The following is a 26,157-nucleotide window of genomic DNA, read 5'->3' as shown; positions in this document are numbered from 1 at the left end:
CGGTGGCTCAGGTCAAGCGTATCCGTCGTAACGTCAGCGGCATCATCCTGCTGGACAAGCCACTTGGGTTTACTTCCAATGCGGCCCTGCAGAAAGTTCGCTGGCTGCTCAATGCCGAGAAGGCAGGGCACACCGGTAGCCTCGATCCATTGGCCAGCGGTGTATTGCCGCTGTGCTTTGGCGAAGCCACCAAGTTTTCGCAATACCTGCTCGATTCCGACAAGGGTTATGAAACCCTGATGCAATTGGGCAAGACCACGACCACGGCAGACGCTGAAGGCGAGGTTTTGCAGACTCGCCCGGTGACCGTTGGTCGCGCCGATATTGAAGCTGTTTTACCCAGTTTTCGTGGGCAAATCAGCCAGATACCGCCGATGTACTCTGCGCTCAAGCGTGACGGACAGCCGCTTTACAAGCTGGCCCGTGCAGGCGAAGTGGTGGAGCGTGAACCGCGTTCTGTTACTATTACCCGCCTCGAATTACTGGCCAGCGAAGGCGACACTGCGCGCCTGGCCGTCGATTGCACCAAAGGCACCTATATCCGTACCCTTGTGGAAGATATCGGTGAGCAATTGGGGTGCGGGGCATACGTTGCAGAACTGCGTCGTACCCACGCCGGACCTTTCAGCCTGGCCCAGACGGTTACCCTGGAAGAGCTGGAGGCGGTGCATGCCGAAGGCGGCAATGAAGCGGTTGATCGCTTCCTGATGCCATCGGACAGCGGTTTGCTCGACTGGCCATTGCTGCACTTCTCGGAAGCCAGCTCGTTTTATTGGCTCAATGGCCAACCGGTGCGTGCTCCGGATGCTCCGAAGTTCGGTATGGTGCGGGTACAGGATCACAACGGTCGCTTTATCGGTATCGGTGAAGTGAGCGAAGACGGGCGTATTGCGCCGCGTCGACTGATTCGGTCGGAATGACCGGAACCAGGCTGCATCGGGTGTAGTATTACCGGCGCAGACTGGAATGAGGGTGGCTGTTATTAGGCACGGTCACATCTCACATTTAAATACGAGGATTTGTCCTCGGCCTATTGGATCTGTCTTGTTCGCAAGCAGGCCCTAATTGAAAGGAAAGCCAAATGGCACTTACAGTTGAACACAAAGCAGAAATCGTAAAAGACTACCAGCAAGCTCCAGGTGATACAGGTTCTCCAGAAGTGCAGGTTGCACTGCTGACCTTTAACATCAACACGCTGCAAGGTCACTTCAAAGCTAACAGCAAAGATCACCACTCCCGTCGTGGTCTGATCCGCATGGTAAACCAGCGTCGCAAGCTGCTGGACTACCTGAAAGGCAAGAACGTTGAGCGTTACAAAGCGCTGATCGCTCGCCTGGGTCTGCGTCGCTAATAGCGATGTTGCTAGAGGCTGGTTGTCTGTCGTGTGTCTGCGGGTTTCCCGCAGTCTCATGGCAGGCTTCCAGCCTCAAGTTTTATCTGGACTACCCGGATTCTTACGAAAGCTTGCCTATAGGGCTGTTTTCGTAAGCATCTTGAGTCGGGCCAATACCCGATGTTGCATATGACTTTCGCAAGAAACCCGTTCCCCAAGAGCCACAAAGAAGGTAGGACACCGTGAACCCGGTTATCAAAAAATTTCAGTTCGGTCAGTCGACCGTTACTCTCGAGACTGGCCGTATCGCCCGTCAGGCTTCCGGCGCAGTATTGGTCACCGTTGACGACGACGTCAGCGTGTTGGTGACTGTGGTCGGTTCCAAGCAAGCGGATCCAGGCAAGGGCTTTTTCCCTCTGTCGGTTCACTACCAGGAAAAAACCTACGCCGCGGGTAAAATCCCTGGCGGTTTCTTCAAGCGTGAAGGTCGCCCTTCCGAGAAAGAAACCCTGACGTCGCGTCTGATCGACCGTCCGATCCGTCCGCTGTTCCCAGAAGGTTTCATGAACGAAGTGCAGGTTGTCTGCACCGTTCTGTCCACCAGCAAGAAAACCGATCCGGACGTCGCTGCGATGATCGGTACTTCGGCTGCCCTGGCCATTTCCGGCATCCCTTTTGATGGTCCGATCGGCGCTGCCCGCGTTGCTTACCACGAAAGCACCGGTTACCTGCTGAACCCGACTTACGAGCAACTGGCCGCTTCGAGCCTGGACATGGTTGTTGCCGGTACTTCGGAAGCCGTATTGATGGTTGAATCGGAAGCCAAAGAGCTGACCGAAGACCAGATGCTGGGCGCCGTACTGTTCGCCCACGACGAATTCCAGGTCGTTATCCAGGCTGTCAAAGAGCTGGCTGCCGAAGCTGCCAAGCCAACTTGGGACTGGGCTGCTGCCCCGGAAGCGACCGCACTGCTGGGCGCTATCCGTGCCGAGTTCGGCGAAGCGATCTCCCAGGCTTACACCATCACCGTCAAGGCAGACCGTTACGCGCGTCTGGGCGAGTTGAAGGATCAGGTTGTTGCCAAGCTGTCCGGTGAAGAAGGCCAGCCTTCTGCCAGCGAAGTTAAAGCTGCATTCGGCGAAATCGAATACCGCACCGTTCGCGAAAACATCGTTAACGGCAAGCCGCGTATCGATGGTCGTGACACCAAGACTGTTCGCCCTCTGAACATCGAAGTTGGCGTTCTGCCGAAGACCCACGGTTCGGCCCTGTTCACCCGTGGTGAAACTCAGGCGCTGGTTGTTGCAACTCTGGGTACTGCCCGTGACGCGCAACTGCTGGACACCCTGGAAGGCGAGAAAAAAGACCCGTTCATGCTGCACTACAACTTCCCTCCGTTCTCGGTAGGTGAGTGTGGTCGCATGGGTGGCGCTGGTCGTCGCGAAATCGGTCACGGCCGTCTGGCCCGTCGTTCGGTTCAAGCCATGCTGCCTGCTGCCGACGTGTTCCCGTACACCATCCGTGTTGTATCGGAAATCACCGAATCCAACGGTTCCAGCTCGATGGCATCGGTTTGCGGTGCTTCCCTGGCACTGATGGATGCCGGTGTGCCGATGAAGGCGCCGGTTGCCGGTATCGCCATGGGTCTGGTTAAAGAAGGCGAGAAGTTCGCTGTTCTGACCGACATCCTGGGTGACGAAGACCACCTGGGCGACATGGACTTCAAGGTAGCCGGTACCGCCAAAGGTGTTACCGCGCTGCAGATGGACATCAAGATCAAGGGCATCACCGAAGAAATCATGGAGATCGCTCTGGGCCAGGCCCTGGACGCTCGCCTGAACATCTTGGGCCAGATGAACCAGATCATTGCCGTATCGCGCAACGAGCTGTCGGCCAACGCTCCGACCATGATCGCGATGAAAATCGACACCGACAAAATCCGTGACGTTATCGGTAAAGGCGGCGCGACGATCCGTGCAATCTGTGAAGAAACCAAGGCTTCGATCGATATCGAAGACGACGGTTCGATCAAGATCTTCGGCGAGTCCAAGGAAGCAGCAGAAGCCGCGCGTCAGCGCGTTCTGGGCATCACCGCTGAAGCCGAGATCGGCAAGATCTACGTGGGCAAGGTTGAGCGTATCGTCGACTTCGGCGCATTCGTAAACATCCTGCCGGGCAAAGACGGCCTGGTTCACATCTCCATGCTGAGCGATGCTCGCGTTGAGAAAGTGACTGACATTCTGAAAGAAGGTCAGGAAGTGGAAGTACTGGTACTGGACGTGGACAACCGCGGCCGTATCAAGCTGTCCATCAAGGACGTCGCTGCTGCCAAGGCTTCGGAAGCTTAATCGCTCTCGACACCTGCTTTGAAAAAGGACCCTTCGGGGTCCTTTTTTTATGCCTGGAGCAAAGTCAGCACCATAGGGCCATAGGCCACGAGTCGAAAGCCGCAACTTGCATGCAGAATTAACCGGCGCCATGCATTTTGCACGACGGGGCAATTTTGGCTATTTTGTAAGTTGTTGATTTATATAGATTTATTTGTTTTTAAAAGTTGGCACGCGGCCTGCAATAGTACTGATAACCCTGCTGCTGCAAGACGGCGCAGATTCTAAAGAAGACAGGAGTTACTCGTATGAAGAAGTTCGCTATCGCTGCCGCAACTGCCACCGCTCTGACCCTGACTATGGCCAATGCTGCATTTGCTGCCCAGGCGACCACCCAGGCACCCATGGTGGTGGCTGCAGGCGAAGTAACCAAAGCCAAGGAAGCTACTTCTGATACCTGGATCACTACCAAAGTAAAAGCTGACCTGGTCACTGAAAAAGGCATTCCGGGCACGGACATCAAGGTAGAAACCAACAAAGGCGTTGTTTCCCTTTCCTCGATGGTACCGGTGACTGAAGCGCAAAAAGAGATTGCTGTTGCGATCACCAAAAAGATCAAAGGCGTTAAAGCTGTATCGGCTGATGGCCTGAAAGCGGAATAAAGCACCCTTTCTCGTAGAACCGGGGGAACAAGGTTCTGGCAGGTGATTGAAGCAGTACGCCTGCAGGCATTGTTAAAAAGGTTCATGCGACGGCCACACGGATGTGGCCATTACAGCCCCCGGCGCTTGCGTCGGGGGCTGTTCTATTTGGGATTGGGTGTATTTGGGATTGGGGCTACGAAAATCCGCGTAGCAGCTGCCGAAGGAACGAGGCTGCGTTCGGCGGCGTTGTGCATTATTCGCTATCCAGATGCAGTGGCGAGATTACCCGGCCGTCGCTCTCGGCTTGGCCCAGGGTGGCATCGATAAAGTACACGCGGTCATCCGCCAGCCCGCCCTTGTCCACCAGGTAGTCCTTGATGCTGCTTGCACGGTCTTGCCCCAGCTGACGCAACAACACTTCGCTTTTGCTCCAGAAGTCGATCAGTGCCGCGGTCATTTTGGCCGCGCGCTCGTCACGGCTCAGGTCTTTCCATTCAGCAGGCGGTTGCTGCTTGAGACGCGTGCGGTAGATACCTTCAAGTAACGGGCCTTTCTCATCGTCCGGCACGGTGAGCAAGCCGGCGCTGGCCGGTACTTTGTCGCCACGGCGCTGGAGGATCTTGTAGTAGGTGTACTGGAACTCGCGCTCAAGACGTTCCTTGGCGATCAGAGGGCCATCGCTGCTCTGTGCGGCCGTACCTTCGATCTCCAGGCGTAAAGCCGGGCGTTCTTTCAGGGCCTGGGCCAGTGTGGTCAGGGCTTTTTGTGCCTCAGGGCTCAGCTCGCTTGATCCTGGGGCGAATGACACGGTGCCCAGGTCCTCGGCTCCACCGCCGCTGATCAGCCCGCCAATGAACTTGAAGGGCGCCTGGGCGGCACGCAGCACCAGGTTGCGTACCGTTTGCCAGATAATCGGCATCACGCTGAACTGCGGGTTGTTGAGGTCGCCACTGATGGGCAGTTCAATGGATATCTTGCCGTCCGTGTCCTTGAGCAAGGCAATCGCCAGTTTGATCGGCAGATCCACGGCGTCCGGGCTGTCGACCTTTTCCCCCAGCTGCAATTGTTCGACCACGAGTTTGTTCTCGGCTTTGAGCTGGCCGTTGGTGATCAGGTAATGCAGGTCGAGGTTGAGACGACCCTTGCGGATGCGGTAACCGGCAAACTTCCCGGAGTAGGGGGTCAAGGTGGTCAGTTCGACACGCTTGAAGCTGGTGGCGATATCCAGGCTGGCCATCGGGTCAAACGGGTTGACGCTGCCCTTGATGGTCACCGGCGCATAACGGTCGACCTTGCCTGCAATATTGACCGGGGCAGGTTTGGGGTTACGGCTGTCGATGGTGCCAATCAGGCCGTTGAGCTGTTGAACCGCGGTCTGGAAGTTGGGTGTCAGGCTGAAGTCGGCGAAATTGGCCGAACCATCGTTGATCGCAATTGCGTCGATGTGAATGCCCAGCGGTTTTTCCTTGCTGGCCGTGCCTTTGGCCGACGTACTGCCTGCAGGTTGCGGGATCAGCAGGTCATCGATATTGGTGGTGCGGTCATCGTTGATCATGAAGCGCACATAGGGCTTTTCGAAATTGACCCGTGCAAGCGAGAGGCTATCGCCGTGCTGGTACTTCAGATCCTCCAGCACCAGTTTTTGCCACTTCAGGAAGTCGCGGTTTTTCAGGGTGTCCAATGTGTGCAGTTGATCGATCTGGGCGCGGCCGGCCACGGTAAAGGCCAGGGGGTCGGTGCTTTTCAGATCAACCGCCAGGTCGCTGCCAAGCATGCCGCTACGCAGCTCAAGGCGGATAAACGGGTCGATATAGGCCTGGGCGATACGCAAGTCGATATCTTTGGTGTTGACCTTGAGCCTGGCGCTTACCGGGCTCAGGCTGACGTCGCCGCTGGCGGTGAGTTTGCCTTGCTTGCCCACGCCGGTGTCGAGGTTGAGGGTGAAAGGAGAACGGTTCAGGCTGTCGAAGTTTTTCAGGTTCAGGTTCAGCGGGCCGACCTCCAGCTCCACCGGGGTTTTGGGCTCCTTGTCGGCAAGGTGGATGCGATAGTCACGCAGGTCGACATCCTTGAGCAGCACGGCCCAGGGTTTGCTAGGCGCCACCGGGGCTGCTTTCGGTGCTTCGACGGTCACCACTTCTTCGGTTTTGGTCGATGGTTTGTCGGGCTGGCTGGCAAACAGCTTTTGCCAGTCAAGCTGGCCGTCTTTTTCGCGGGCGGCCCAGGTTTCGAGGTTCTGGCTGTTGATCTTGCCGACCACCACTTCCTGTTTGGCCAGGTCGACGCTGGTGTCGCTGACATCCAGGCGCTCCAGACGCACCAGCGGGCGGCCATCGGGGGCATTGATCTTGAGCGGTGCGATGCTGGCCGTGGCATTGCTCAGGAGCATTTCGGTTTCTTTGGACAGGTTCAGGGTGTAGTCGGTGCTGAAATTCAGTACGCCATCTTCCAGGGCCAGCGGTAATGCATCGCGCACATAGGGCCACCAGACTTTCATCTTGCCGTCGGTGACTTTCAGTTTGCCGGTCGAGGTGATGGGTACCAGGCTCAGGGTGCCGGTCCAGTCGATCCGCCCGCCTGCAGGGCCTGCGGCCACCAGGGTCATATCGGCGTTGTCATCGGGCAGGGTGCTGAGGTTTTTCAGCTCCAGGTCCATCGAGTCATAGAGGAATTCGATGGGCTCGCTGGGACGCATATCGGTGAAGTGCAGGTAGCCACCCGCCAGCTTGATGTTGTCGATACGCAGCGGGAACGGTTTGCTCTCGGGATCGGCCGGGGTGGGCTCGCTCTCGGGCAGCTTGAACAGTTGTGTCAGGTTGAGCGTACCGTCCTTGTTGAACAGCAGCTCGGTTTTCGGTTTATCCAGCTGCACGTCGGCCAGGTGCAGGGCTTTTGTCCACAGGCTGTCGGCTTGCAGATTGGTGTACAGCCGCTCGAAGCCGACCTGTTCCTTGCCCGGTTCGCCGACTCTGAACCCCCACAGCGTCAGCTCAAGGCTGAAGGGGTTGAACTCCAGCCGGTCGAGTCGGGCGGGCACCGTGGCGTAGTTGGCCAGTTGCTGGTTGATGATGCGCAGGCCGATGCCCGGCAAGATCAGGAACCCAAGCACGCTGTAAAGTGCGATGGCAATCAGCACGGCGCCAAGGGCGCGGATCAATCCTTTGAGCATGTGGGGCGTCGTCTATAGCAGTCGGAAGTGCCTTGGAGTATGGCACGCGTTTCTGGTTCCGAGACGAACGCCGTATTGGGAGAATGGATTAAAACTGAAGGATCAGGGTTTTCAGCGGTGGCTGCTGATCCAGGGACGGGAAATCGCTGGCCGGACTCATGACCTGCCAGTCGCGAACCGGGCGGCCAGCTTTCTCGGCGCAACGCAAAACCTGCTCGCGCCAGTCGTCCATGCTGACCTTTGCCAGATTGTTGCAGCAGATCAATACGCCGTCTGGTGCGGTGGTCAGTACGGCCGGCTTGAGCAGGCTTTGGTAGTCGCGCAGCAGATCGACCGTGCCGAAGGCACTCTTGGCCCAGGCAGGCGGGTCGAGCAGCACGAGGTCGTATTCACGCTGATCCATGCGCGGGTAGGCAGGCAGCTTGTGACGACGCTGAATGATTGGCAGACCGGCCAATTGGCGGATGGCCGCGAAATAGTCGGACTGTACGAATTTCATTTTTGGCAGTTCAGGGTTCAGCAGGCCGTTTTCGCGACCAACCGCCAGATTGCCTTCGGCGAAATCGAGGTTGCAGACTTCGCTGGCTCCACCTGCAGCGGCACTCAGGCCAACACCGCAGGTGTAGGAAAACAGGTTGAGCACGCTTTTGCCGGCACTGTGCTGCTTGACCCAGCCACGGGCGTTGCGCAGGTCGAGAAACAACAGCGGGTCTTGCCCGGCATGGCGGCCGCGCACCCGGTACTTGAGGCCCCATTCGTGGCCGACGGTGTCTTCAAGGGCGGCGTCTTCGGCGCGGTACACGGTGTCTTCGCGGTCGATACGCGAGTTGCCCTGGGAGCGGTCGTTGTAGACCAGCAGCAGGTCGAGGCCCAGGTGGCGATTGATGGCTTCGTGCAGTTGCAGCAAGTCATCGCGCTCAAGACGTTGATGAAAGCTTTGTACCAGCAGTTGCGGGCCGTAGCGGTCGATGGTCAGGCCGCCGGCGCCTTCCTGGCTGCCGTGGAACAGGCGATAGCAGTCGGTGCCCTGGGCGTGCAGCTCGGCCAACAGGTCGTGACGATTATCGAGGGCGGCGCGCAGCGCCTGATTCAAGGAAGACATGCATTGCGCCTTGGGGGACAGATAAGGCGCGGCAGTTTAGCAGAATAGGGCTGGTGATTATTGCTGCGTTGCTCTTGTAGCCGCTGTGGGAGCGAGCCTGCTCGCGAAGGTCGTTCGCGAGCAGGCTCGCTCCCACAGGATGGCTTGACCGGCAACAGAGTATCTACACGGTTTGCATTACTCCCGCTCGATCGCCAGCGCTACGCCCTGACCACCGCCGATGCACAAGGTGGCCAGGCCTTTTTTGGCGTCGCGCTTGAGCATTTCGTGAAGCAGGGTCACCAGGATCCGGCAACCTGACGCACCAATAGGGTGGCCAATGGCAATTGCGCCGCCATTGACGTTGACCTTGCTCGCGTCCCATTGCAGTTCCTGGCCCACGGCCAGCGCTTGTGCGGCGAAGGCTTCGTTGGCTTCGATCAGGTCCAGTTGCTGCAAAGTCCAGCCGGCTTTGCTCAGGCAACGCTGGGTGGCACTGACCGGGCCGATGCCCATGATGGCCGGGTCCACGCCGGCATTGGCGTAGGCTGCGATTTTGGCCAGCACCGGCAAGCCCAGGGCCTTGGCCTTGGCGGCGCTCATGAGCATGACCGCGGCTGCGCCGTCATTGAGTGAGGAGGCGTTCCCTGCGGTGACGGAACCGTCTTTTTTGAATGCGGGACGCAGTTTTGCCAACGATTCGGCGGTGGTGCCAGCGCGCGGTTGCTCGTCGGTAGTGAATGCGATCGGATCGCCTTTGCGCTGCGGGATCAGGACGGGGGTGATTTCATCGACAAAGCGCCCGGCTTCAATCGCCGCAGTGGCTTTTTGCTGTGAGGCGGCGGCGAAGGCGTCTTGCGCTTCACGGCTGATGTCGTATTTAGCCACAAGGTTTTCGGCGGTAATGCCCATGTGGTAGTCGTTGAACGCATCCCACAGGCCATCGCTGATCATGGTGTCGACGATCTGACTGTGGCCCATGCGCAGACCGGTGCGGGCACCGGGCATGATGTAGTTGGACAGGCTCATGTTTTCCTGGCCGCCGGCGATGATCACCTCGGCATCGCCGCATCGAATGGCCTGGGCCCCCAGGTGCAGGGCCTTGAGGCCCGACCCGCAAACCTTGTTCAGGGTCAATGCCGGTACCGCAAACGGCAGGCCGGCCTTGATTGCCGCCTGGCGGGCAGGGTTTTGCCCGGCACCGGCGGTCAGTACCTGACCCATGATCACTTCGTCGACCTGGGCGCCATCCAGGCCGGTTTGTGCGAGTAATTGGCGAATGACGGCGGCACCCAGTTCCACGGCAGGTACATGGGCCAGCGAACCTTGAAAGCTGCCAACGGCGGTGCGGGTAGCCGCAACGATTACGACGTCTTGCATTGCTTGAGTCCTCTTTATTCTTGGAGTGTTGTGTCCGGATTCAGGCGGGCATGGTGGCATAAATCGGTGTTGAGTTCATCGCGGGCAGGCCCGCTCCCACAAGAGCACCACAGATCCTGTGGGTGCGGGCCTGCCCGCGATGCCAACGTAGCGGTTTTCAGCCAAGCCCCATGCGCCGTCGCGCCCGTTGTACCGAACCGTTGCGTACGGCCCAGCGCAGGATTGGCGCGGTGCTGTTGACCCCGGCCCGCACCCCTTTGCGAACCATCGGGCCTTGATGCAGCTCCAATTGATCGCTGGCCCAGTCGGGCAGTAAATCGATCCCGGCCTGCATCATCAATGCACCAAATGGTTTGGCCAGCAGGCTGGGGGCAGGGGCGTTGAGCAGCAGGCGAATGACTTCACGGCTGCGCTCATCGCAAAGCAATTGCGGGCGAACGCTGTCGAGGTAATCGGCTACTTGCTGACGTGAGCGCGGTACGTGGGTGGCGCCCAGGCGTTCAGCGATCATGGCGATTTCGTCGTAGTAGCGGTCCTGATCTTCAGCGGATAAATGCGGGTTGCGATAGCGCAGGTGGGCGGCGAGAAAATTGCTGACTTCGGCCACATGCACCCAGGTCAGCAGCTCGGGGTCGCTGGCCGCATAGGGGCGGCCATCGAGACCGGTGCCGCTGACTTGCAGGTGGATGGTGCGCACTTTGTCGATCAGCCAGTTGGCATCGCCGGTGGCGCCGAAGGTGGTACCTGAAATGAACTGCCCGGTGCGGCGTAGCCGACCCAGCATGTCTTCGCGGAAACTGGAGTGGTCCCACACCCCGGCCAGGGCCAGTGGGTGCAAGGCTTGCAGCATCAAGGCGCTGATGCCGCCAATCAGCATGCTGGTGAAGTCACCGTGGACCTGCCAACTGATGGAGTCCGGGCCGAACAGGCCGGGGTCGCCCTTGGGGTTTTCGAGGTCGAGCTTGCCGAGGGAAAGCCCGGTCAGGCTCATGATCTGGCGCTCGATGGGGCGGCGGATAAATTCCATTATGCCTTTCTCGATGGTGCCAGCCAGTCGATGAAAACTGGCTGGCTATCAATCACCCGCGGTGACGGCCGCGGAAGTAGTTGATCAGGCCCTGGGTCGACGCATCGTCGGCAGGCTCTTCCTGGATACCGGTCAGGCGGTTGTATACGCCCTTGCCCAGCTCCTTGCCCAGTTCAACACCCCATTGGTCGAAGGCGTTGATGCCCCAGATCACGCTTTGCACAAACACTTTGTGTTCGTACAGCGCCACCAGTGCACCCAGACGGCGCGGGCTGATGCGTTCCACCACCAGGGTATTGCTCGGGCGGTTGCCCGGGATCACCTTGTGCGGCGCCAGTTTTTTAACTTCTTCTTCGCTCATGCCCTTGTCGCGCAGTTCAGCTTCGGCTTCTGCGCGGGTTTTACCCAGCATCAGCGCCTGGCTTTGCGACAGGCAGTTGGCATACAGCCATTGATGGTGGTCGGACACCGGGTTGAAGCTGACAATCGGCACGATAAAGTCGGCCGGGATCAGTTGGGTGCCTTGGTGCAGCAATTGGTGGTACGCATGCTGACCGTTGCAGCCCACTCCACCCCAGATCACCGGGCCAGTATCGGTTGACACCGGAGTGCCGTCCTGGCGCACGCTCTTGCCGTTGGATTCCATGTCCAGCTGTTGCAAGTGTTTGGTGATGTTACGCAAGTAGTGGTCGTACGGCAGGATCGCGTGGCTTTGCGCGCCCCAGAAGTTGCCATACCACACGCCCAGTGCGGCCATCAGTACCGGCATGTTCTGCTCGAACGGAGCAGTCTGGAAGTGCTGGTCCATGCTGTAGGCACCGGACAGCAGCTCTTTGAAGTTGGACATGCCGATGGCCAGGGCAATTGGCAGACCGATGGCCGACCACAGCGAGTAACGCCCGCCGACCCAGTCCCACATCGGGAAGATGTTTTCTTCTCGAATACCGAATGCCACGGCTGCCGCGTTGTTGCTCGATACGGCGATAAAGTGGCGATGCAGCTCAGCTTCCGAACCGCCCTGAGCCAGGTACCACGCCCGTGCCGCCTGGGCGTTTTTCAGGGTTTCGAGGGTATTGAAGGACTTTGACGAAACAATAAACAGCGTGGTTTCAGCGCGCAGTTTTGCGGTCAGTTCATGGAACTCACTGCCGTCAATGTTCGCCAGGTAATGGCAGCGCACACCTTTTTGCGCGTAGGACAGCAACGCTTCAGAAACCAGCTCAGGGCCGAGGAACGAGCCGCCGATGCCGATATTGACGATGTCGGTGATTGGCTTCTCGGTGTAACCGCGCCACAGACCGTCGTGAATCCGGCCGACCAGCTCGGTCATCTGGTTCAGGACTTTATGCACCTCGGGCATGATGTTCACGCCGTTGACCGACAGTTTGTCGGCAACCGGGCGACGCAACGCGGTGTGCAGGGCCGGGCGACCTTCAGAGGCGTTGACGATTTCACCGCCGAACAGCGATTTGATCGCGCCTTTGAGGTCGACCTCATTGGCGAGGTCGACCAGAAGGTCGCGGGTCTCGTTGGTGATCAGGTTTTTCGAGTAGTCCAGAAACAGCCCGCAGCTGCTCAGGGTGAATTCTTCAAAACGTTTCGGGTTGCTGTTAAACGCGTCACGCATGCTGAAGTTTTGCATGCTGGCACGGTGAAGTTTCAACGCTTGCCAAGCGGGCAGAGCGGTAACGTCGTGAGGGGTGCGGTAGTACGCCATCGCTGCGGATATCCTTTTTGCTTGAACTGCCTTTGGACACTGAAAACACCTGCGCCTGGTTTTTCTTGTTCAGGCGTTCGGTCGGTCTGATTCTGCACGTTAACTGGAAGCAGGGCGATTACAGTAACCTTCGCGCCTGCTTCTGTCTTGGCTTTGTCTGACACCGAGAAGTAACTTTTGTCACAGTTACGTCACAGCAGGTGAAACGTTTCAGTGTTTCTTTATGGAGTGCGGGTCATTCCGCGGTTCCGCACAGGCGACTCTGTCAGAGCGCGCTGTCGAGATTAAGATGTACGTTGTCGATCAAACGGGTGGCACCCAGGAAGGCCGCAACCAGAATTACCAGGTCGCGATCAGTCGCCTGCGCCGGTAGCAAGGTCTGTGCGTGGCGCACTTCCAGGTAGTCCGGACGAAAACCAATGGCTTCGATTTGCGCCAGATGCTGGCGCACCAGGGCCGGGTAGTCGCGCTCACCGGCTTCGATGGCGCGCGCCATTTCACTCAGGTGACGGTACAGCGCTGGCGCCAGGGCTCGCTGCTCTTCGCTCAGGTAACCATTGCGCGAGGACAGGGCCAGGCCGTCTTCGGCGCGCACGGTGGGTTCGCTGATGATCTGGATCGGGAAGTTCAGATCGTTGACCATTGCGCGAATGACTGCCAGCTGTTGGTAGTCTTTTTGCCCAAAGATCGCCAGGTCGGGCTGAACCATGTTGAACAGCTTGCTGACCACGGTGGTCACACCATCGAAATGCCCCGGGCGACGGCTGCCGCACAGTTCATTGCTTAATTTGGCAGCAGTAACACGGGTCAGGCCATCCATGCCGTGGGGGTACATTTCTTCAACGGTCGGGGCAAACAGCAAGTCACAGCCTGCCTGCAGAAGCCTTTCCTGGTCGGCTGCCAGGGTGCGCGGATAGGTATCCAGATCTTCGTTGGCGCCAAACTGCAGCGGGTTGACGAAAATGCTCGCCACCACGAAATCGGCCTGTTGTGCGGCGGTGGTTACCAGTGCGCCATGGCCACTGTGCAGATTGCCCATGGTCGGGACCAGTGCTATCTGTTTGCCTTCACGGCGTGCGCGGGCGATGACGGCGCGCAGTTCGCGAACGGTTTTAACTGTGTTCATGCAGAGAATCCGTGTTCGGTAGCAGGAAAGCTGACGGCTTTGACTTCAGTGACGTAGGCGCGCAGGGCGGACTGGATATCGGGCTGGCCGCTCATGAAGTTTTTCACGAACTTGGGCACGCGGCCGGTCAGTGAAAGGCCCAGCATGTCGTGCAGCACCAGGACCTGGCCGTCGGTGTCACTGCCGGCGCCGATGCCGATGACCGGGATCTTGACCGCGTGGGTGATCTCTTTTGCCAGTTCGCTGGGTACACATTCGAGCAGCAGCATGGCCGCCCCCGCCTGTTCCAGGGCAATGGCATCGGCACGCATCTGGCGCGCCTGGTTTTCGTTGCGGCCTTGTACCTTGTAACCCCCCAGCACGTTCACGGTCTGCGGGGTCAGGCCCATATGCGCGCACACGGGGATGCCGCGTTCAGTCATGGCCCGGATCGACTCGGCCAGCCACACGGCGCCTTCGACCTTGACCATATGCGCGCCGGCCTTCATCAGCACCGCGCTGTTGTTGAGGCTTTGTTCCAGGGTGGCGTTGGCCATAAAGGCCATGTCCGCCAGGATCAGAGCGTCCTGGTTACCGCGTTTGACGCAGGCCACGTGGTAGGCCATGTCAGCGGTCGTCACAGGCAATGTACTGTCATGCCCTTGTAGAACCATGCCCAGGGAGTCGCCTACCAATAGCACTTCAACACCGGCCTGATTGCAGGCGTGGGCGAAGGTGGCGTCATAGCACGTCAGCATGGTGATTTTTTCACCTTTTTGCTTAAGGCCTTGCAGGGTGGTCAGGGTAATAGCTGGCATGAAAAGGATCCTCGTCAGGCAGTGTGGTAACCACTGCGAGTAACGCGTGTGATTCATCGTTATGAACAGGCACACCTTTATAGAGGGCGCTTATAAAGCCTGCTTTTCACATTGCACCATCCTGTGGATGGCTGCGGGATGCCTATAGTCGTGACGAGGGCACTGGAAGTCAATTCCGGGTGTTACCGCAATGGTGTTACCCGGGTATTGATTCGATTCAGCTTAAGAGGGGATTCGCTCAAGCCCGATAAATGGGCAGTCATCGAGCAATTGCGCGAGCGTGCGGCCATCGGAGAGTTTCAGCGATGCAGGCGCCAGTTCGGCCAGCGGATACAGCACAAAAGGCCGGGCGTGCATGTGGTAGTGCGGGACTTTAAGGCGGGGCTCGTCGATCAGTCGATCGCCGAATAGCAAGATGTCCAGGTCCAGAGTGCGCGGGCCCCAACGTTCTTGACGCTCGCGTCCCTGGTCCAGTTCGATGGCCTGCAGGGCATCGAGCAGGTCCAGCGGCGCCAGCGAGCTGTCGATGGCCGCTACGGCATTGGTGTAGCGCGGCTGGCCAGGCAACAGCGAATCGCTTTGATAAAATGCTGAAACCCCGATGAATCGGGAGTCCGGCAATTGCGCCAGGGCCTGGACAGCACTGCGCAATTGATCCGCCGGGTCAGCCAGATTGCTGCCCATTCCAATGTAGACGCGTTCCATCGCTTACTCGTCCGCTGCGGCGCTGCGTTTACGCTTGGCACCGCTGGTACGGCGACGTTTGCGCGGTGCAGGACCGGTACCGTCATCCTTGGCGTTGCTCAGGTCGCGGATCATCTCGCGGCGGCCGCTGTCATTGGCGTCCTGATAGTCGGTCCACCATTCGCCCAGGCCATTGGTCTGCTCGCCGGCGCTTTCACGCAAGAGCAAGAAGTCATACCCGGCACGGAAACGCGGGTTGTCGAGCAACATGTCGGCGCGTTTGCCGCTGCGACGCGGCAGGCGCTCCTGCATGTCCCAGATCTCGCGAATCGGCATGGTGAAGCGCTTGGGAATAGCAATACGCTGGCATTGCTCGGCGATCAGTTCATGGGCGGCTTCCTGCATGGCAGGAATGGGCGGCATGCCTTGATCTTGCAGGCGCAATACGCGTGCAGGCAACGCGGGCCACAACAGGGCGGCAAACAGGAAGGCCGGGGTCACCGGTTTGCCCTGTTTGATGCGCAGATCAGTGTTGCGCAAGGCTTCGCTGATCAGGGTGTGGGTGTAGGTCGGGTTGTGCTCCAGTGCTTCGGCGCTGGCCGGGAACAGAGGGTCGAACAACTCGAGGTCAACCAGCATCTCGAAGGTGTCGGAAGCGTTACCGGAGAGGAACAGCTTGAGCACTTCTTCGAACAGGCGCGCGGAAGGGATTTCCCGCAGCATCGGCGCCAGTTCGCGGATTGGTTCGGCGGTGTGCTTTTCGATACCAAAGTTGAGCTTGGCGGCAAAGCGCACGGCGCGCAGCATGCGAACCGGGTCTTCCTGGTAGCGCTGTTGCGGGTCGCCGATCAGGCGTAGCAAGCGGTTGCGGATATCGTGTACGCCATTGGCGTAATCGAGGATGCGCTCGCTGACCGGGTCGTAGTACAGGGCGTTGATCGTGAAGTCACGACGCTGGGCGTCTTCTTCAAGGGTGCCGTAGACGTTGTCGCGCAAGATGCGCCCGCTTTCGTTACGCGAGGACTGGTTGCTGTCTTCCTCTTCGTCGTTTTGCGGGTGATTGGCACGGAAGGTCGCGACTTCAATGATTTCGCGGCCAAAGTGGATATGCACCAACTTGAAACGACGACCGATGATTCGCGCATTGCGAAATTCGGCGCGCACTTGCTCGGGCGTGGCGCTGGTGGCGACGTCAAAGTCTTTTGGCGTGATATTGAGCAGCATGTCGCGTACGCAACCGCCAACCAGATAGGCCTGGTAACCGGCGTTCTGCAGGCGTTCGACGATATTGACCGCGTAGCGGCTGAACTGGGCACGTTGCAGCGAGTGTTGGCTGCTGTTGAGCACTTCAGGGGTGCTGCGCAGTTGTTGCGTACGACGCTTGGGAGAACGGAATGACTGGAACAGCTTCTTCAGCATGGGATGCACTGTTTGAAGGAATGTTCGGCCAAAACGAAGAATGACCGCATGATGGGCGGGGATTCTAGCATTTAGTCAGGGGATGGTGTAGGACGCTTAGCCGCTCTTGCGAGCGAAGCTGCAAGCCGTAAGCATAAATAGCTGTAAGAGGCACGGTTTAGACGGTTGCGAGGGGATTTGTTAAATCGCAGAAACCACAAGGGGAGCCGAAGCTCCCCCAGAATTAGTTGCGTGCTCTATTTTTATTATTGATTGCGGGCTTTTTGTTTTTGTTAATCGCCCTGGTTACAAAGGTCTTGCCTGTGCAACCCTCCCAATCGGGAGATAAGAGCAAACGGATTGCTTTGGTCGCTGCGTTGATGTGATCAATGATCCAACCAGTTCAGGTTCTGCTTTAAGTGCAGTTTTTGTTGTTCTCTGCCTGGTCGCGGGGCAAGCCCCATTTACAACACCTCTCCAAAACAATCAGTTAGCTGCGCCTCCGCCGTGTTGTTCTTGTTATGCGTGAGCCGATACGTCTTATTTTTATTGTGTGCTGCTGTGATTCTTATTGTTCTTGTACGAATACATATAGCAGGGTGCGTGCCAACTTTTGTGCGGCCCAGCAAAATAAGGGGTTTTCAGGGTTTTGGCCTTTTTCCGGGCAAAAAAAAGCCGGGTCATCGTTACCGTAAGACCCGGCTTTTGTTACGTGATTTAACAGAGGTAACAGTTGGTTACCTCTGGCGCTGTTACCTAGCCCTCGCTTGGCACGCCGGTTTTGCGTCGCGGGATTCCCAGACGCTGACGTCGCTCCCACAAGCATTTGCGGCTGACCCCCAGTTTTCGAGCCAGTTCGGTCTCGGTCATATGGTCCTGATGCTCAAGGACGAAGTGCTGGAAGTAGTCTTCCAGTGACAGGTCCTCGGTGGGATCAAGGCTGGTGTTACCGTTACTGATGCTCTGCTGCGGGGCCAGGCCGATGAAGTCATCGTCTTGCAGGTCGCTCAGTTCAATATCGATACCCAGCAGTTCAGCCGAGATTTCCGGGCTTTCACAGAGGATCACCGCGCGCTCAACAGCGTTTTCCAGCTCGCGCACGTTACCCGGCCATGAGTAATGGCTGATCGCCCGTTCGGCATCGGGGGCGAATTTGAGGTCGGTGCGACCCACGCGAGCACTTTGGCGGGCGAGGAAGGCGTTGGCGATTTCGTTGACGTCAGCGCCACGTTCACGCAGCGCAGGCAGCTTGAGCGCGATAACGTGCAGGCGGTAGTACAGGTCTTCGCGGAACTGGCCTACCTTGGCCAGGCTTTTCAGGTCGCGGTGGGTCGCGGCAATCAGGCGAACATCGACCTTCTGCGACTGTACCGAGCCAACCCGGCGAATCTCGCCTTCCTGCAGCACGCGCAGCAGTCGGGCTTGGGCCTCAAGCGGCAATTCGCCGATTTCATCGAGGAACAGCGTGCCGCCATCGGCCGCTTCAACCAGACCGGCACGGCCAGCGCTGGCGCCGGTAAACGCGCCTTTTTCGTGGCCGAACAGTTCGGACTCGATCAGGGATTCCGGGATGGCCGCGCAGTTGACCGAGATCATCGGTGCTTTGGCGCGGCGCGACAGGTTGTGCAGGGCGCGGGCTACCAGCTCTTTACCTGTGCCGGATTCACCCTGGATCAGCACATTGGAGTCAGTGGGCGCTACTTTGCGAATCTTGCTGTACATGTCCAGCATTGGCGGGCACGAACCGATGATGCCGATTTCACCGTTGCTGTTATCCACCGTGTTTTTGTCAGCGGTGCCTGCTTTGGCAGGGCGTTCGGCCGGCGCGCTCTGGGTGTTTTGCCGGTCACGCAGAATGCGCGCCACCGCTTGCAGCATTTCGTCGTGATCAAAAGGTTTGGCGATGTAGTCCACCGCGCCCATTTTCATCGAGTCCACGGCCGAGCGCAGGCTGGCATAGCTGGTCATGATCAGCACCGGCTTGCCCTGGCCAAGCTTGATCAGCTCGGTCCCCGGAGCGCCGGGCAGGCGCAGGTCGCTGACAATCAAGTCAAACGACGGGATGCTGAACTGCTCCTGCGCCTCTTGCACCGAGCCAGCCTCGCTGACCTGGTATTGATTGCGCTCCAGTAAGCGGCGTAGGGCGGAGCGGATGATGGTTTCATCTTCGACGATCAAAATATGCGGCATTGATTCGGTTCTCTCGACGGTCTCAGTTCACAGCGGACGTCGCTTCGACATGACGCGGTAGTGTCACCCGGATACGGGTTCCGCGTTGGCTGTGAATGTCAGCCGGGCTGTCGATGGTGATTTGTCCATAATGCTCTTCAACGATGGAATAGACCAGTGCAAGGCCCAGACCTGTACCTTCGCCAGGGTCCTTGGTGGTGAAAAACGGTTCGAACAACCGGTCCATGATGTTCTGCGGAATGCCAGTGCCTTCATCTTCCACAATAAGGTCGACGGTGTGCTCGCTGGCCTCGCTCTTGACCCGTACGGCACTGCCGGCAGGCGTCGCGTCGCGGGCGTTGGAGAGCAGGTTGATCAATACCTGGGCGAGCCGCTGCGGGTCGCCGTCGACCCAGTGGTCCGGGTCGCACAGGTTGTAGAATTGCACTTCGAAATTGCGTCGGTTCAGGGCCAGCAGGCCAATGGCATCCTGGGCTACTTCGGCCAGACAGACGGGCTCGTCATTGTGTTGATGGCTGCCGGCATGGGCGAAGCTCATCAGAGACTGGACGATGCGTGAGATGCGTTTGGTCTGTTCAAGTATCTGGCTGCTGATTTCGGTCAGTTCGCTATCGTCTTCGCGTTCCTCGCGCAGGTTCTGCGCCAGGCAGGCAATGCCGGTGACCGGGTTGCCGATTTCGTGAGCCACCCCTGCCGCCAGCCGCCCGATGCTGGCCAGGCGTTCGGAGTGCACCAGCTTGTCTTCGAGCATCTGGGTTTCCGTCAGGTCCTCGACCAGCAGCACCAGGCCGCTGTTACCCGGTGCCAGCGGCTCGTCAATGGCGGCTTTGTGCAGGTTGAGCCAGCGGGTCTGGCCATCAAGGGCCAGGTGCTGCTTGTGCAAGTGTTCGTCCGGCAGGTCGATAAAACCTTGCAGCAACTCGCGCCATGGATCGCCCAGGGTACCCAGGCGCGAACCCACCACGCGCTGGGCCGGGATGCCGGTCAACTCTTCCATGGCCTTGTTCCACATCAGGATCTCTTGATCCTTGGCCAGTGAACACACGCCCATCGGCAACTCTTGCAGGGTCTGGCGGTGATAACGGCGCAAGGCGTCGAGCTCGGCTGCCAGCCCGGTAAGGCGTGAGTGGTAGTCCTCAAGCCGGCTTTCGATAAAGTGAATGTCCTCGGTAACGTAGTTTTCGCCGCCGGACTTGTAGGGCAAAAAGGTTTCGACCATATCTTGTGCGACGCTGGGGCCCATCAGGCCGGAAAGGTTGGCTTCGATCCTGTCGCGCAGGCGTCGCAAGGCATAGGGGCGACGTTCATCGAAAGGCAGGAAAAGGTCACGCAGCGCCTGTTCGACTTCTTTTTGCGCCGCTTTGGCGCCCAGAGGTTTGGCCAGCTGAGTAGCGAACTCCTGCGGGGAGGCCGCGTGCAGCTCGCGACGTTGCGGGCGGCGTACGTTATCCACAGCACAGGCTTCGGCGGCACTGGCTTCTTCAGGGCTGGCGTTGGTGAACAGGGAAATCAGGGTGAACATCAGCACGTTGGCCGCCAGCGAGGCGATGGCTGCCATGTGCCAGCTGGTATCGTCCAGCACATAGATCATGTTCAACCACGGGATATAGAAGCCCTGGAAGTTGCCGATCAGCGGGAACAGCATGCTCGCCATCCACACCAGTATCCCGGCCAGCAGACCGGCAATAAAGCCACGTCGGTTGGCCGTCGGCCAGTACAGTACCGAGAGCACGCCCGGCAAAAACTGCAACGTGGCGACAAAGGCCACGATGCCGAGGTTGGCCAGATCCTGCTCGGCGCCCAGCAGCAGGTAGAAGCCGTAGCCGGCCATGATAATGGCAACGATCAGGGCGCGGCGGGTCCACTTCAGCCAGCGGTAGATATTACCTTCGGCGGGCGGTTGATAAAGCGGCAGCACCAGGTGGTTGAGGGCCATGCCCGAAAGCGCCAGGGTGGTGACGATAATCAGCCCGCTGGAGGCCGAAAGCCCGCCCACATAAGCCAGCAGCGCCAGGGGTTTGCTGTTGGCGGCAATACCGATACCGAGTGTGAAGTATTCCGGATTGGTGGTGGCGCCCAGCTTGAGGCCGGCCCACAGGATCAGCGGCACGGCCAGGCTCATCAGCAACAGGAACAGCGGCAGGCCCCAGCTGGCGCTGACCAGCCCGCGCGGGTTGAGGTTCTCGGTGAAGGTCATGTGATACATGTGCGGCATCACAATGGCCGAGGCGAAAAATACCAGCAGCAGGGTGCGCCATGGCCCTTCTTGAAGCGGTGTGTGCAGTGCGGCGAGGGCGGTCTGGTTTTGCAGCAGCCAGACTTCCAGCTGTTGCGGGCCATCGAACACGCCATAAAGCGCGTAAAGACCCACACCGCCAATGGCGATCAGCTTGATCACCGACTCAAAGGCAATGGCGAATACCAGGCCTTCGTGTTTCTCACGGGTGGCTATATGCCGAGAGCCGAAGAAGATCGTAAACAGGGTGATCAGTGCGCAGAAGCTCAGGGCTACGCGGTGTTGCACCGGCTCGCGGGTGAGGATGCTGATGGAGTCGGCCACGGCCTGGATTTGCAGGGCCAATAACGGTAACACGCCTATCAGCATGAAAATCGTGGTCAGGGCTCCGGCCCAGGTGCTGCGGAAGCGAAAGGCGAACAGGTCGGCCAGCGATGAGAGTTGGTAGGTGCGGGTGATTTTTAAAATGGGGTAAAGCAACACAGGCGCCAGCAGAAAAGCCCCGGAAACCCCAAGGTAGCTGGACAAAAAGCCGTAGCCATATTCGTAAGCCAGCCCCACTGTGCCGTAGAACGCCCAGGCACTGGCGTAAACGCCCAAAGACAGGGTGTAGGTCAGCGGGTGACGAATGATTGCGCGCGGGATCATGCCGCGTTCACTGATCCAGGCCACGCCAAACAGCACCAGCAGGTAGGCGGCGCTGATCAGGATCATCTGGGTCAGGCTAAAGCTCATCGGCATCTTTTTGGCTCTGCAGAATAAAGGTCACAACGATCAGAATCAGCCAGAGCAGATAGGGCCGGTACCAGGCGCCTGTCGCATCGATCCACCAATCCATGATGGCGGGAGAAAACAGGTAGATCCCGACAACCAGCAACAGGACCAATCGATAGATATACATCCCGCCCTCACTTTTACAGGCCGCATGCCCAAAAACGTGCGGCGATGGTAACGGATGGCTGGCAACCTGCAAGGGCTGTCAGCGTAATTGCGCCTCGGCGAGGGTCAGTGTGCGTGGGATATTGGCGGCGTTCCAGTGGGCAATGCCCCAATCCAGCACCTCACGCGGGGTAGCGTCGTTCAGGTGTTGCTCTGTTGTCTGACCCAGAGCACGCAAGGCCCGCAGCAGCAGCGGGGTGGCCTGCTCCGGGGTCAGGGGCGGTGAGCGGTAGGATTTGCCGAGTTTGTGGCCATCAGGCTGCACGATCAGTGGCACATGCAGATAGCGCGGTTGTGATAAGCCCAGCAACTCTTGCAGGTAAAGTTGGCGCGGGGTGGAGTCGAGCAGGTCGGCGCCACGCACGATATCGGTCACACCCTGGGCGGCATCATCGAGCACCACCGCCAATTGGTAGGCATAGAGTCCGTCGCGGCGACGAATCACGAAATCACCGACATCGCGCCCCAGGTGCTGGCGGAACTCGCCCTGAACCCGGTCGGTGAAGGCATATTCCAGCTCAGGGACGCGAATGCGGATGGCTGCGTTATCCATTGAGTGCCCGGCATTGCGGCAAAAGCCGGGGTAAATGCCGTTGTAACCTTCCAGCTGTTTGCGTGAACAGGTGCAGGCGTAGGCCAGGCCCATGCTGAACAGTCGGTTTAGCACGTGCGCATAGGCTTCGTGGCGTTCGCTTTGACGGACCAGTTCGCCGTCCCATTCAAAACCGTAGCGCTCAAGGGCATCGAGAATCGCGGCCTGGGCGCCGGGCATTTCCCGCGGCGGATCGAGATCTTCCATGCGCAGCAACCAGCGGCCACCTACGGAGCGGGCATCGAGGTATGACGCAAGGGCGGCGACCAACGAGCCAAAATGCAGATGGCCACTGGGCGTTGGGGCGAAGCGCCCGATATAGGAGGGTGCAGTCATGGACGTGGGCCGATTTCTTGTGGGAGCGGGTTTGCTCGCGATGGGGCAACCCGGTTTTGAACCTTTGGCGCGGTGATGCTATCGCGAGCAAGCCCGCTCCCACGCAGGGCACTGAAATTTCACAAACAAAAATGGGGCGTTCGCACGCCCCATCTGGTCAAGTTGGCGATTACTTGCCGACTTGTTTTTCCTTGATTTCAGCCAAGGTCTTGCAGTCTACGCACATGTCGGCAGTAGGGCGGGCCTCGAGTCGACGGATACCGATTTCGACGCCGCAGGATTCGCACCAGCCATATTCTTCGTCTTCAATCAGTTGCAGCGTCTTGTCGATTTTCTTGATCAGCTTGCGCTCGCGATCGCGGGCGCGCAGTTCCAGGCTGAATTCTTCTTCCTGGCTCGCGCGGTCGGATGGGTCAGGAAAGTTTGCCGCTTCGTCTTTCATATGATCAACGGTGCGGTCGACTTCCTGCATCAAGTCCTGTTTCCACTTTTGCAGAATCTTGGTGAAGTGTTTACGCATGGGCTCGCCCATGTACTCTTCACCCTTCTTTTCAACGTAGGGTTCGAAGCCGCTAAGTTGAGTATTCTGTTGCTTTGCTTGTGTGGGCATGAAATGGACCGCCTCTCATTCTTCTAATCCATTGCGCAGGATTGCAACATCACCGACACCTGCCGGCCCTGCGGCTGCAAGCGGGCGAACTTACCAGATCAAATCGGGCTGCGCTACTCCCGCATGTCCAGCCCGTTCTCAGGGTATGTGTGCAGAGCCTGTGGTGCTTGAGATTAGTGGCTAATTAATAATTTTAGTCGAGCTATGACTAAAGGCCGGGTTGTTTGGTTCTATCGGCAAGTGGGCTAAGACCGTAATTAGCTCTCTCTTATAGCACTGCTTGGGTAGAATCGGCTTTTTGCTTACCCAGGAAGGCAGGCTCATGGCTCAGTCATACAGTGCGCGCAGCCGCGCAATCGAACCGTTCCACGTGATGGCGTTGTTGGCGCGGGCCAATGAGTTGCAGGCTGCCGGGCACGATGTGATTCACCTGGAAATCGGCGAGCCGGACTTCACCACGGCCGAGCCGATCATTGCTGCCGGCCAGGCTGCCCTGGCCGCCGGCAAAACCCGTTATACCGCCGCCCGTGGCCTGCCGGAACTGCGTGAAGCGATCAGCGGGTTTTACCGGCAGCGCTATGGCTTGAATATCGACCCCGGGCGAATTCTTATAACGCCCGGTGGTTCTGGTGCCCTGTTACTGGCTTCCAGCCTGCTGGTTGATCCGGGTAAACACTGGTTGCTAGCAGACCCAGGCTACCCATGTAACCGACATTTCCTGCGTTTGGTAGAGGGGGCGGCCCAACTGGTGCCTGTAGGCCCCGATGTGCGCTATCAACTCACAGCCGAACTGGTCGAACGCCACTGGAACCAGGACAGCGTAGGCGCGTTGGTGGCGTCCCCGGCCAATCCGACCGGCACACTGTTGAGTCGTGACGAACTGGCAGCCCTGTCTGCAGCGGTCAAGGCCCGCAATGGGCATCTGGTGGTGGATGAGATCTATCACGGCCTGACCTATGGCTGTGATGCGGCGAGTGTGCTGGAAGTTGATGACAGCGCGTTTGTGCTTAATAGTTTTTCCAAGTATTTCGGCATGACCGGCTGGCGCCTGGGCTGGCTGGTGGCGCCGCCAGAGGCAGTGGCCGACCTGGAGAAACTCGCACAGAATCTCTATATCAGCGCGCCAAGCATGGCCCAGTACGCAGCATTGGCCTGCTTCGAACCGCAGACCCTGGCGATTCTGGAAGAGCGTCGGGCCGAGTTTGGCCGTCGTCGCGATTTCCTGTTGCCGGCCTTGCGCGAGCTGGGCTTTGGCATTGCGGTTGAGCCTGAAGGTGCGTTTTACCTGTATGCCGACATCAGCGCGTTTGGCGGTGATGCCTTCGCGTTTTGTCAGCATTTTCTGGAAACCCAGCACATCGCCTTTACCCCAGGCCTGGATTTCGGCCGTTACAAATCCGGGCATCACGTACGCTTTGCCTATACCCAAAATTTGCCACGCCTGCAGGAAGCTGTTGAGCGGATTGCCCGTGGCCTCAAGAGCTGGAAGGGCTGATGCGTTTTTCACCTGAACTGGAAGAAGGGCGCCTGATCAAGCGCTATAAGCGCTTTTTGGCGGATATCGAAACCAGCGCCGGCGAGTTGATGACCATCCACTGCCCGAACACCGGTTCCATGCTCAATTGCATGGTCGAGGGTGGTCAGGTGTGGTTCAGTCGTTCCAACGACCCCAAGCGCAAGTTGCCGGGTACCTGGGAAATCAGCCAAACCCCGCAAGGACGGCTGGCGTGCGTGAACACCGGGCGCGCCAATCACTTGATCGAAGAGGCGCTGCTGGCCGGGGTGATTACCGAGCTGGAGGGTTTTACCGCGCTCAAGCGCGAGGTCCCTTACGGGCAGGAAAAAAGTCGCATCGATTTTCGCCTTGAGTACCCGCAGGGCTTTGCCTATGTCGAGGTCAAGAGTGTCACCCTGGGGTTTGACGGTTCCCGTGTCGCGGCATTTCCGGATGCCGTGACCCAGCGTGGCGCCAAGCATCTGCGCGAGCTGGCTACCCTGGCGAAGGAAGGCGTGCGTGCAGTGCAGTTGTATTGCGTCAACCTGACGGGGATCGATGCGGTGCGTCCGGCTGAAGAAATCGACCCGGGTTATGCCGCTGCCCTGCGCGAGGCTGTGGCGGCCGGGGTGCAGGTGCTGGCTTATGGGGTCAGCCTGACATCGGATGCTGTAGTGGTTGATCGCCGTCTAGACGTCATCCTCTGAGGCTTGCGGTGTAATCCAGATCCCTTGGCTGTCTTCACGGCAGTCGAGGGCTGTCAGAAATTGTCCCGCGCAGGGCCCGGCCACGCATTCCCCGCTTTCGATCAGGAACAATGCTGCGTGGGTTGAACACTGGATCAGGCTGGCGCTGGGGTCGAGAAACTGGTCGGGTTGCCATTCCAGTGCCACCCCGCGATGGGGGCAGCGGTTTTTGTAGGCATACACCCGACCCTCCCGGCGAGTGATCAGCAGCCGCACTTCATCAAGCTCAAAGCCACGGCTGGTACCTTCGCTCAGTGCATGCGATGAGCATAAAAACTTCATGACAATCCTTAATAACAGCTAAACGGTTGAGTCGATGACGGGTTTCTG

At 58.7% G+C, this 26,157-nt stretch carries 21 protein-coding genes; 6 read left to right on the top strand and 15 right to left on the bottom strand.

The features are described 5' to 3' along the window. Positions 1-2: 2 nt before the first annotated feature. From truB to ACP7BE_RS21210, 4 genes are all read left to right on the top strand, one after another. Entirely contained in the window at positions 3-920 is a 918-nt protein-coding gene (gene truB, locus ACP7BE_RS21225; RefSeq protein WP_240882437.1) for a tRNA pseudouridine(55) synthase TruB, read from the top strand. A 161-nt stretch (positions 921-1,081) separates the two neighbouring features. Beyond that, complete coding sequence (gene rpsO / locus ACP7BE_RS21220) at positions 1,082-1,351, top strand: 30S ribosomal protein S15 (protein WP_016783433.1); 270 nt, start codon at positions 1,082-1,084, stop codon at positions 1,349-1,351. Between the two features lie 224 nt (positions 1,352-1,575). After that, a complete protein-coding gene (gene pnp, locus ACP7BE_RS21215; RefSeq protein WP_095002556.1) occupies positions 1,576-3,681 on the top strand; it encodes a polyribonucleotide nucleotidyltransferase in 2,106 nt (701 codons plus the stop codon). 287 nt (positions 3,682-3,968) lie between these two features. Further along, a complete protein-coding gene (locus ACP7BE_RS21210; protein ID WP_095002557.1) occupies positions 3,969-4,322 on the top strand; it encodes a BON domain-containing protein in 354 nt (117 codons plus the stop codon). A 235-nt stretch (positions 4,323-4,557) separates the two neighbouring features. On the opposite strand, the gene ACP7BE_RS21205 is transcribed toward ACP7BE_RS21210, so the two are convergent. The 14 genes from ACP7BE_RS21205 to dksA all read right to left on the bottom strand — a co-directional run bounded on the left by ACP7BE_RS21205 (position 4,558) and on the right by dksA (position 23,586). Next, positions 4,558-7,473 (bottom strand): DUF748 domain-containing protein, encoded by a 2,916-nt coding sequence (locus ACP7BE_RS21205; RefSeq protein ID WP_426107139.1) that lies wholly within the window; start codon positions 7,471-7,473, stop codon positions 4,558-4,560. A gap of 88 nt (positions 7,474-7,561) precedes the next feature. Beyond that, positions 7,562-8,575, bottom strand: coding sequence for a class I SAM-dependent rRNA methyltransferase (locus ACP7BE_RS21200; RefSeq protein WP_095002559.1), 1,014 nt, complete (start codon positions 8,573-8,575; stop codon positions 7,562-7,564). A 177-nt stretch (positions 8,576-8,752) separates the two neighbouring features. Next, entirely contained in the window at positions 8,753-9,934 is a 1,182-nt protein-coding gene (locus ACP7BE_RS21195; RefSeq protein ID WP_095002560.1) for an acetyl-CoA C-acetyltransferase, read from the bottom strand. 157 nt (positions 9,935-10,091) lie between these two features. Next, positions 10,092-10,961 carry an oxygenase MpaB family protein gene (locus tag ACP7BE_RS21190; protein WP_133144027.1) on the bottom strand — a complete coding sequence of 290 codons (870 nt, stop codon included), beginning with the start codon at positions 10,959-10,961 and terminating at the stop codon, positions 10,092-10,094. Between the two features lie 52 nt (positions 10,962-11,013). Beyond that, positions 11,014-12,678, bottom strand: a complete 1,665-nt coding sequence (pgi, locus tag ACP7BE_RS21185; protein WP_130872502.1) for a glucose-6-phosphate isomerase — start codon at positions 12,676-12,678, stop codon at positions 11,014-11,016. A gap of 265 nt (positions 12,679-12,943) precedes the next feature. Next, positions 12,944-13,804: a pantoate--beta-alanine ligase gene (panC, locus tag ACP7BE_RS21180; RefSeq protein WP_095025612.1), complete on the bottom strand. Its 861-nt coding sequence runs from the start codon at positions 13,802-13,804 to the stop codon at positions 12,944-12,946. Beyond that, positions 13,801-14,601 carry a 3-methyl-2-oxobutanoate hydroxymethyltransferase gene (gene panB, locus ACP7BE_RS21175; RefSeq protein ID WP_095018772.1) on the bottom strand — a complete coding sequence of 267 codons (801 nt, stop codon included), beginning with the start codon at positions 14,599-14,601 and terminating at the stop codon, positions 13,801-13,803. The genes panC and panB overlap by 4 nt, the downstream gene beginning before the upstream one ends. Positions 14,602-14,823: 222 nt before the next feature. After that, complete coding sequence (gene folK / locus ACP7BE_RS21170) at positions 14,824-15,306, bottom strand: 2-amino-4-hydroxy-6-hydroxymethyldihydropteridine diphosphokinase (protein WP_095024433.1); 483 nt, start codon at positions 15,304-15,306, stop codon at positions 14,824-14,826. Between the two features lie 3 nt (positions 15,307-15,309). Continuing rightward, entirely contained in the window at positions 15,310-16,704 is a 1,395-nt protein-coding gene (locus ACP7BE_RS21165; RefSeq protein WP_095002566.1) for a polynucleotide adenylyltransferase PcnB, read from the bottom strand. Between the two features lie 735 nt (positions 16,705-17,439). Beyond that, positions 17,440-18,873 carry a sigma-54-dependent transcriptional regulator gene (locus ACP7BE_RS21160; RefSeq protein WP_095002567.1) on the bottom strand — a complete coding sequence of 478 codons (1,434 nt, stop codon included), beginning with the start codon at positions 18,871-18,873 and terminating at the stop codon, positions 17,440-17,442. Positions 18,874-18,895: 22 nt separating this feature from the next. After that, the gene (locus ACP7BE_RS21155; protein WP_176464293.1) at positions 18,896-21,850 is read right to left on the bottom strand and encodes a sensor histidine kinase; all 2,955 of its coding nucleotides are present in this window, start codon (positions 21,848-21,850) and stop codon (positions 18,896-18,898) included. After that, entirely contained in the window at positions 21,834-22,010 is a 177-nt protein-coding gene (locus tag ACP7BE_RS21150) for a hypothetical protein (protein ID WP_003176118.1), read from the bottom strand. The genes ACP7BE_RS21155 and ACP7BE_RS21150 overlap by 17 nt, the downstream gene beginning before the upstream one ends. 78 nt (positions 22,011-22,088) lie before the next feature. Next, entirely contained in the window at positions 22,089-22,976 is an 888-nt protein-coding gene (gene gluQRS / locus ACP7BE_RS21145) for a tRNA glutamyl-Q(34) synthetase GluQRS (RefSeq protein ID WP_095018774.1), read from the bottom strand. Between the two features lie 169 nt (positions 22,977-23,145). Next, positions 23,146-23,586 (bottom strand): RNA polymerase-binding protein DksA, encoded by a 441-nt coding sequence (dksA, locus tag ACP7BE_RS21140; protein WP_016783419.1) that lies wholly within the window; start codon positions 23,584-23,586, stop codon positions 23,146-23,148. 322 nt (positions 23,587-23,908) lie between these two features. Here dksA and ACP7BE_RS21135 point away from each other — a divergent pair, with 322 nt between their 5' ends. Continuing rightward, on the top strand, positions 23,909-25,081 hold the full coding sequence (locus ACP7BE_RS21135) for a pyridoxal phosphate-dependent aminotransferase (protein WP_095002570.1): 1,173 nt from the start codon (positions 23,909-23,911) through the stop codon (positions 25,079-25,081). Continuing rightward, on the top strand, positions 25,081-25,788 hold the full coding sequence (gene sfsA, locus ACP7BE_RS21130; protein ID WP_095002571.1) for a DNA/RNA nuclease SfsA: 708 nt from the start codon (positions 25,081-25,083) through the stop codon (positions 25,786-25,788). Before ACP7BE_RS21135 ends, sfsA begins: the two co-directional genes overlap by 1 nt. On the opposite strand, the gene ACP7BE_RS21125 is transcribed toward sfsA, so the two are convergent. Further along, positions 25,771-26,109: a Rieske (2Fe-2S) protein gene (locus ACP7BE_RS21125; RefSeq protein ID WP_095002572.1), complete on the bottom strand. Its 339-nt coding sequence runs from the start codon at positions 26,107-26,109 to the stop codon at positions 25,771-25,773. The two genes, sfsA and ACP7BE_RS21125, sit on opposite strands and share 18 nt — an antisense overlap. Positions 26,110-26,157 lie beyond the last annotated feature (48 nt).

The sequence above is a fragment of the Pseudomonas sp. TWR1-1-3 genome (assembly GCF_049896805.1).
GTDB classification, from domain to species: Bacteria; Pseudomonadota; Gammaproteobacteria; order Pseudomonadales; family Pseudomonadaceae; genus Aquipseudomonas; species Aquipseudomonas bubulae.
Note: the sequence above shows the minus strand (reverse complement) of the source record. Positions and strands in the feature narration are given on the sequence as shown.

Coding starts and splice junctions, on each gene's coding strand:
- ACP7BE_RS21160 (WP_095002567.1), bottom strand. CDS start 18,873: ATGCCGCATATTTTGATCGTCGAAGATGAAACCATCATCCGCTCCGCC.
- ACP7BE_RS21210 (WP_095002557.1), top strand. CDS start 3,969: ATGAAGAAGTTCGCTATCGCTGCCGCAACTGCCACCGCTCTGACCCTG.
- ACP7BE_RS21190 (WP_133144027.1), bottom strand. CDS start 10,961: ATGGAATTTATCCGCCGCCCCATCGAGCGCCAGATCATGAGCCTGACC.
- ACP7BE_RS21205 (WP_426107139.1), bottom strand. CDS start 7,473: ATGCTCAAAGGATTGATCCGCGCCCTTGGCGCCGTGCTGATTGCCATC.
- dksA (WP_016783419.1), bottom strand. CDS start 23,586: ATGCCCACACAAGCAAAGCAACAGAATACTCAACTTAGCGGCTTCGAA.
- gluQRS (WP_095018774.1), bottom strand. CDS start 22,976: ATGACTGCACCCTCCTATATCGGGCGCTTCGCCCCAACGCCCAGTGGC.
- folK (WP_095024433.1), bottom strand. CDS start 15,306: ATGGAACGCGTCTACATTGGAATGGGCAGCAATCTGGCTGACCCGGCG.
- ACP7BE_RS21125 (WP_095002572.1), bottom strand. CDS start 26,109: ATGAAGTTTTTATGCTCATCGCATGCACTGAGCGAAGGTACCAGCCGT.
- ACP7BE_RS21150 (WP_003176118.1), bottom strand. CDS start 22,010: ATGTATATCTATCGATTGGTCCTGTTGCTGGTTGTCGGGATCTACCTG.
- pgi (WP_130872502.1), bottom strand. CDS start 12,678: ATGGCGTACTACCGCACCCCTCACGACGTTACCGCTCTGCCCGCTTGG.
- panB (WP_095018772.1), bottom strand. CDS start 14,601: ATGCCAGCTATTACCCTGACCACCCTGCAAGGCCTTAAGCAAAAAGGT.
- ACP7BE_RS21135 (WP_095002570.1), top strand. CDS start 23,909: ATGGCTCAGTCATACAGTGCGCGCAGCCGCGCAATCGAACCGTTCCAC.
- sfsA (WP_095002571.1), top strand. CDS start 25,081: ATGCGTTTTTCACCTGAACTGGAAGAAGGGCGCCTGATCAAGCGCTAT.
- ACP7BE_RS21195 (WP_095002560.1), bottom strand. CDS start 9,934: ATGCAAGACGTCGTAATCGTTGCGGCTACCCGCACCGCCGTTGGCAGC.
- rpsO (WP_016783433.1), top strand. CDS start 1,082: ATGGCACTTACAGTTGAACACAAAGCAGAAATCGTAAAAGACTACCAG.
- ACP7BE_RS21165 (WP_095002566.1), bottom strand. CDS start 16,704: ATGCTGAAGAAGCTGTTCCAGTCATTCCGTTCTCCCAAGCGTCGTACG.
- ACP7BE_RS21200 (WP_095002559.1), bottom strand. CDS start 8,575: ATGTCTTCCTTGAATCAGGCGCTGCGCGCCGCCCTCGATAATCGTCAC.
- ACP7BE_RS21155 (WP_176464293.1), bottom strand. CDS start 21,850: ATGCCGATGAGCTTTAGCCTGACCCAGATGATCCTGATCAGCGCCGCC.
- panC (WP_095025612.1), bottom strand. CDS start 13,804: ATGAACACAGTTAAAACCGTTCGCGAACTGCGCGCCGTCATCGCCCGC.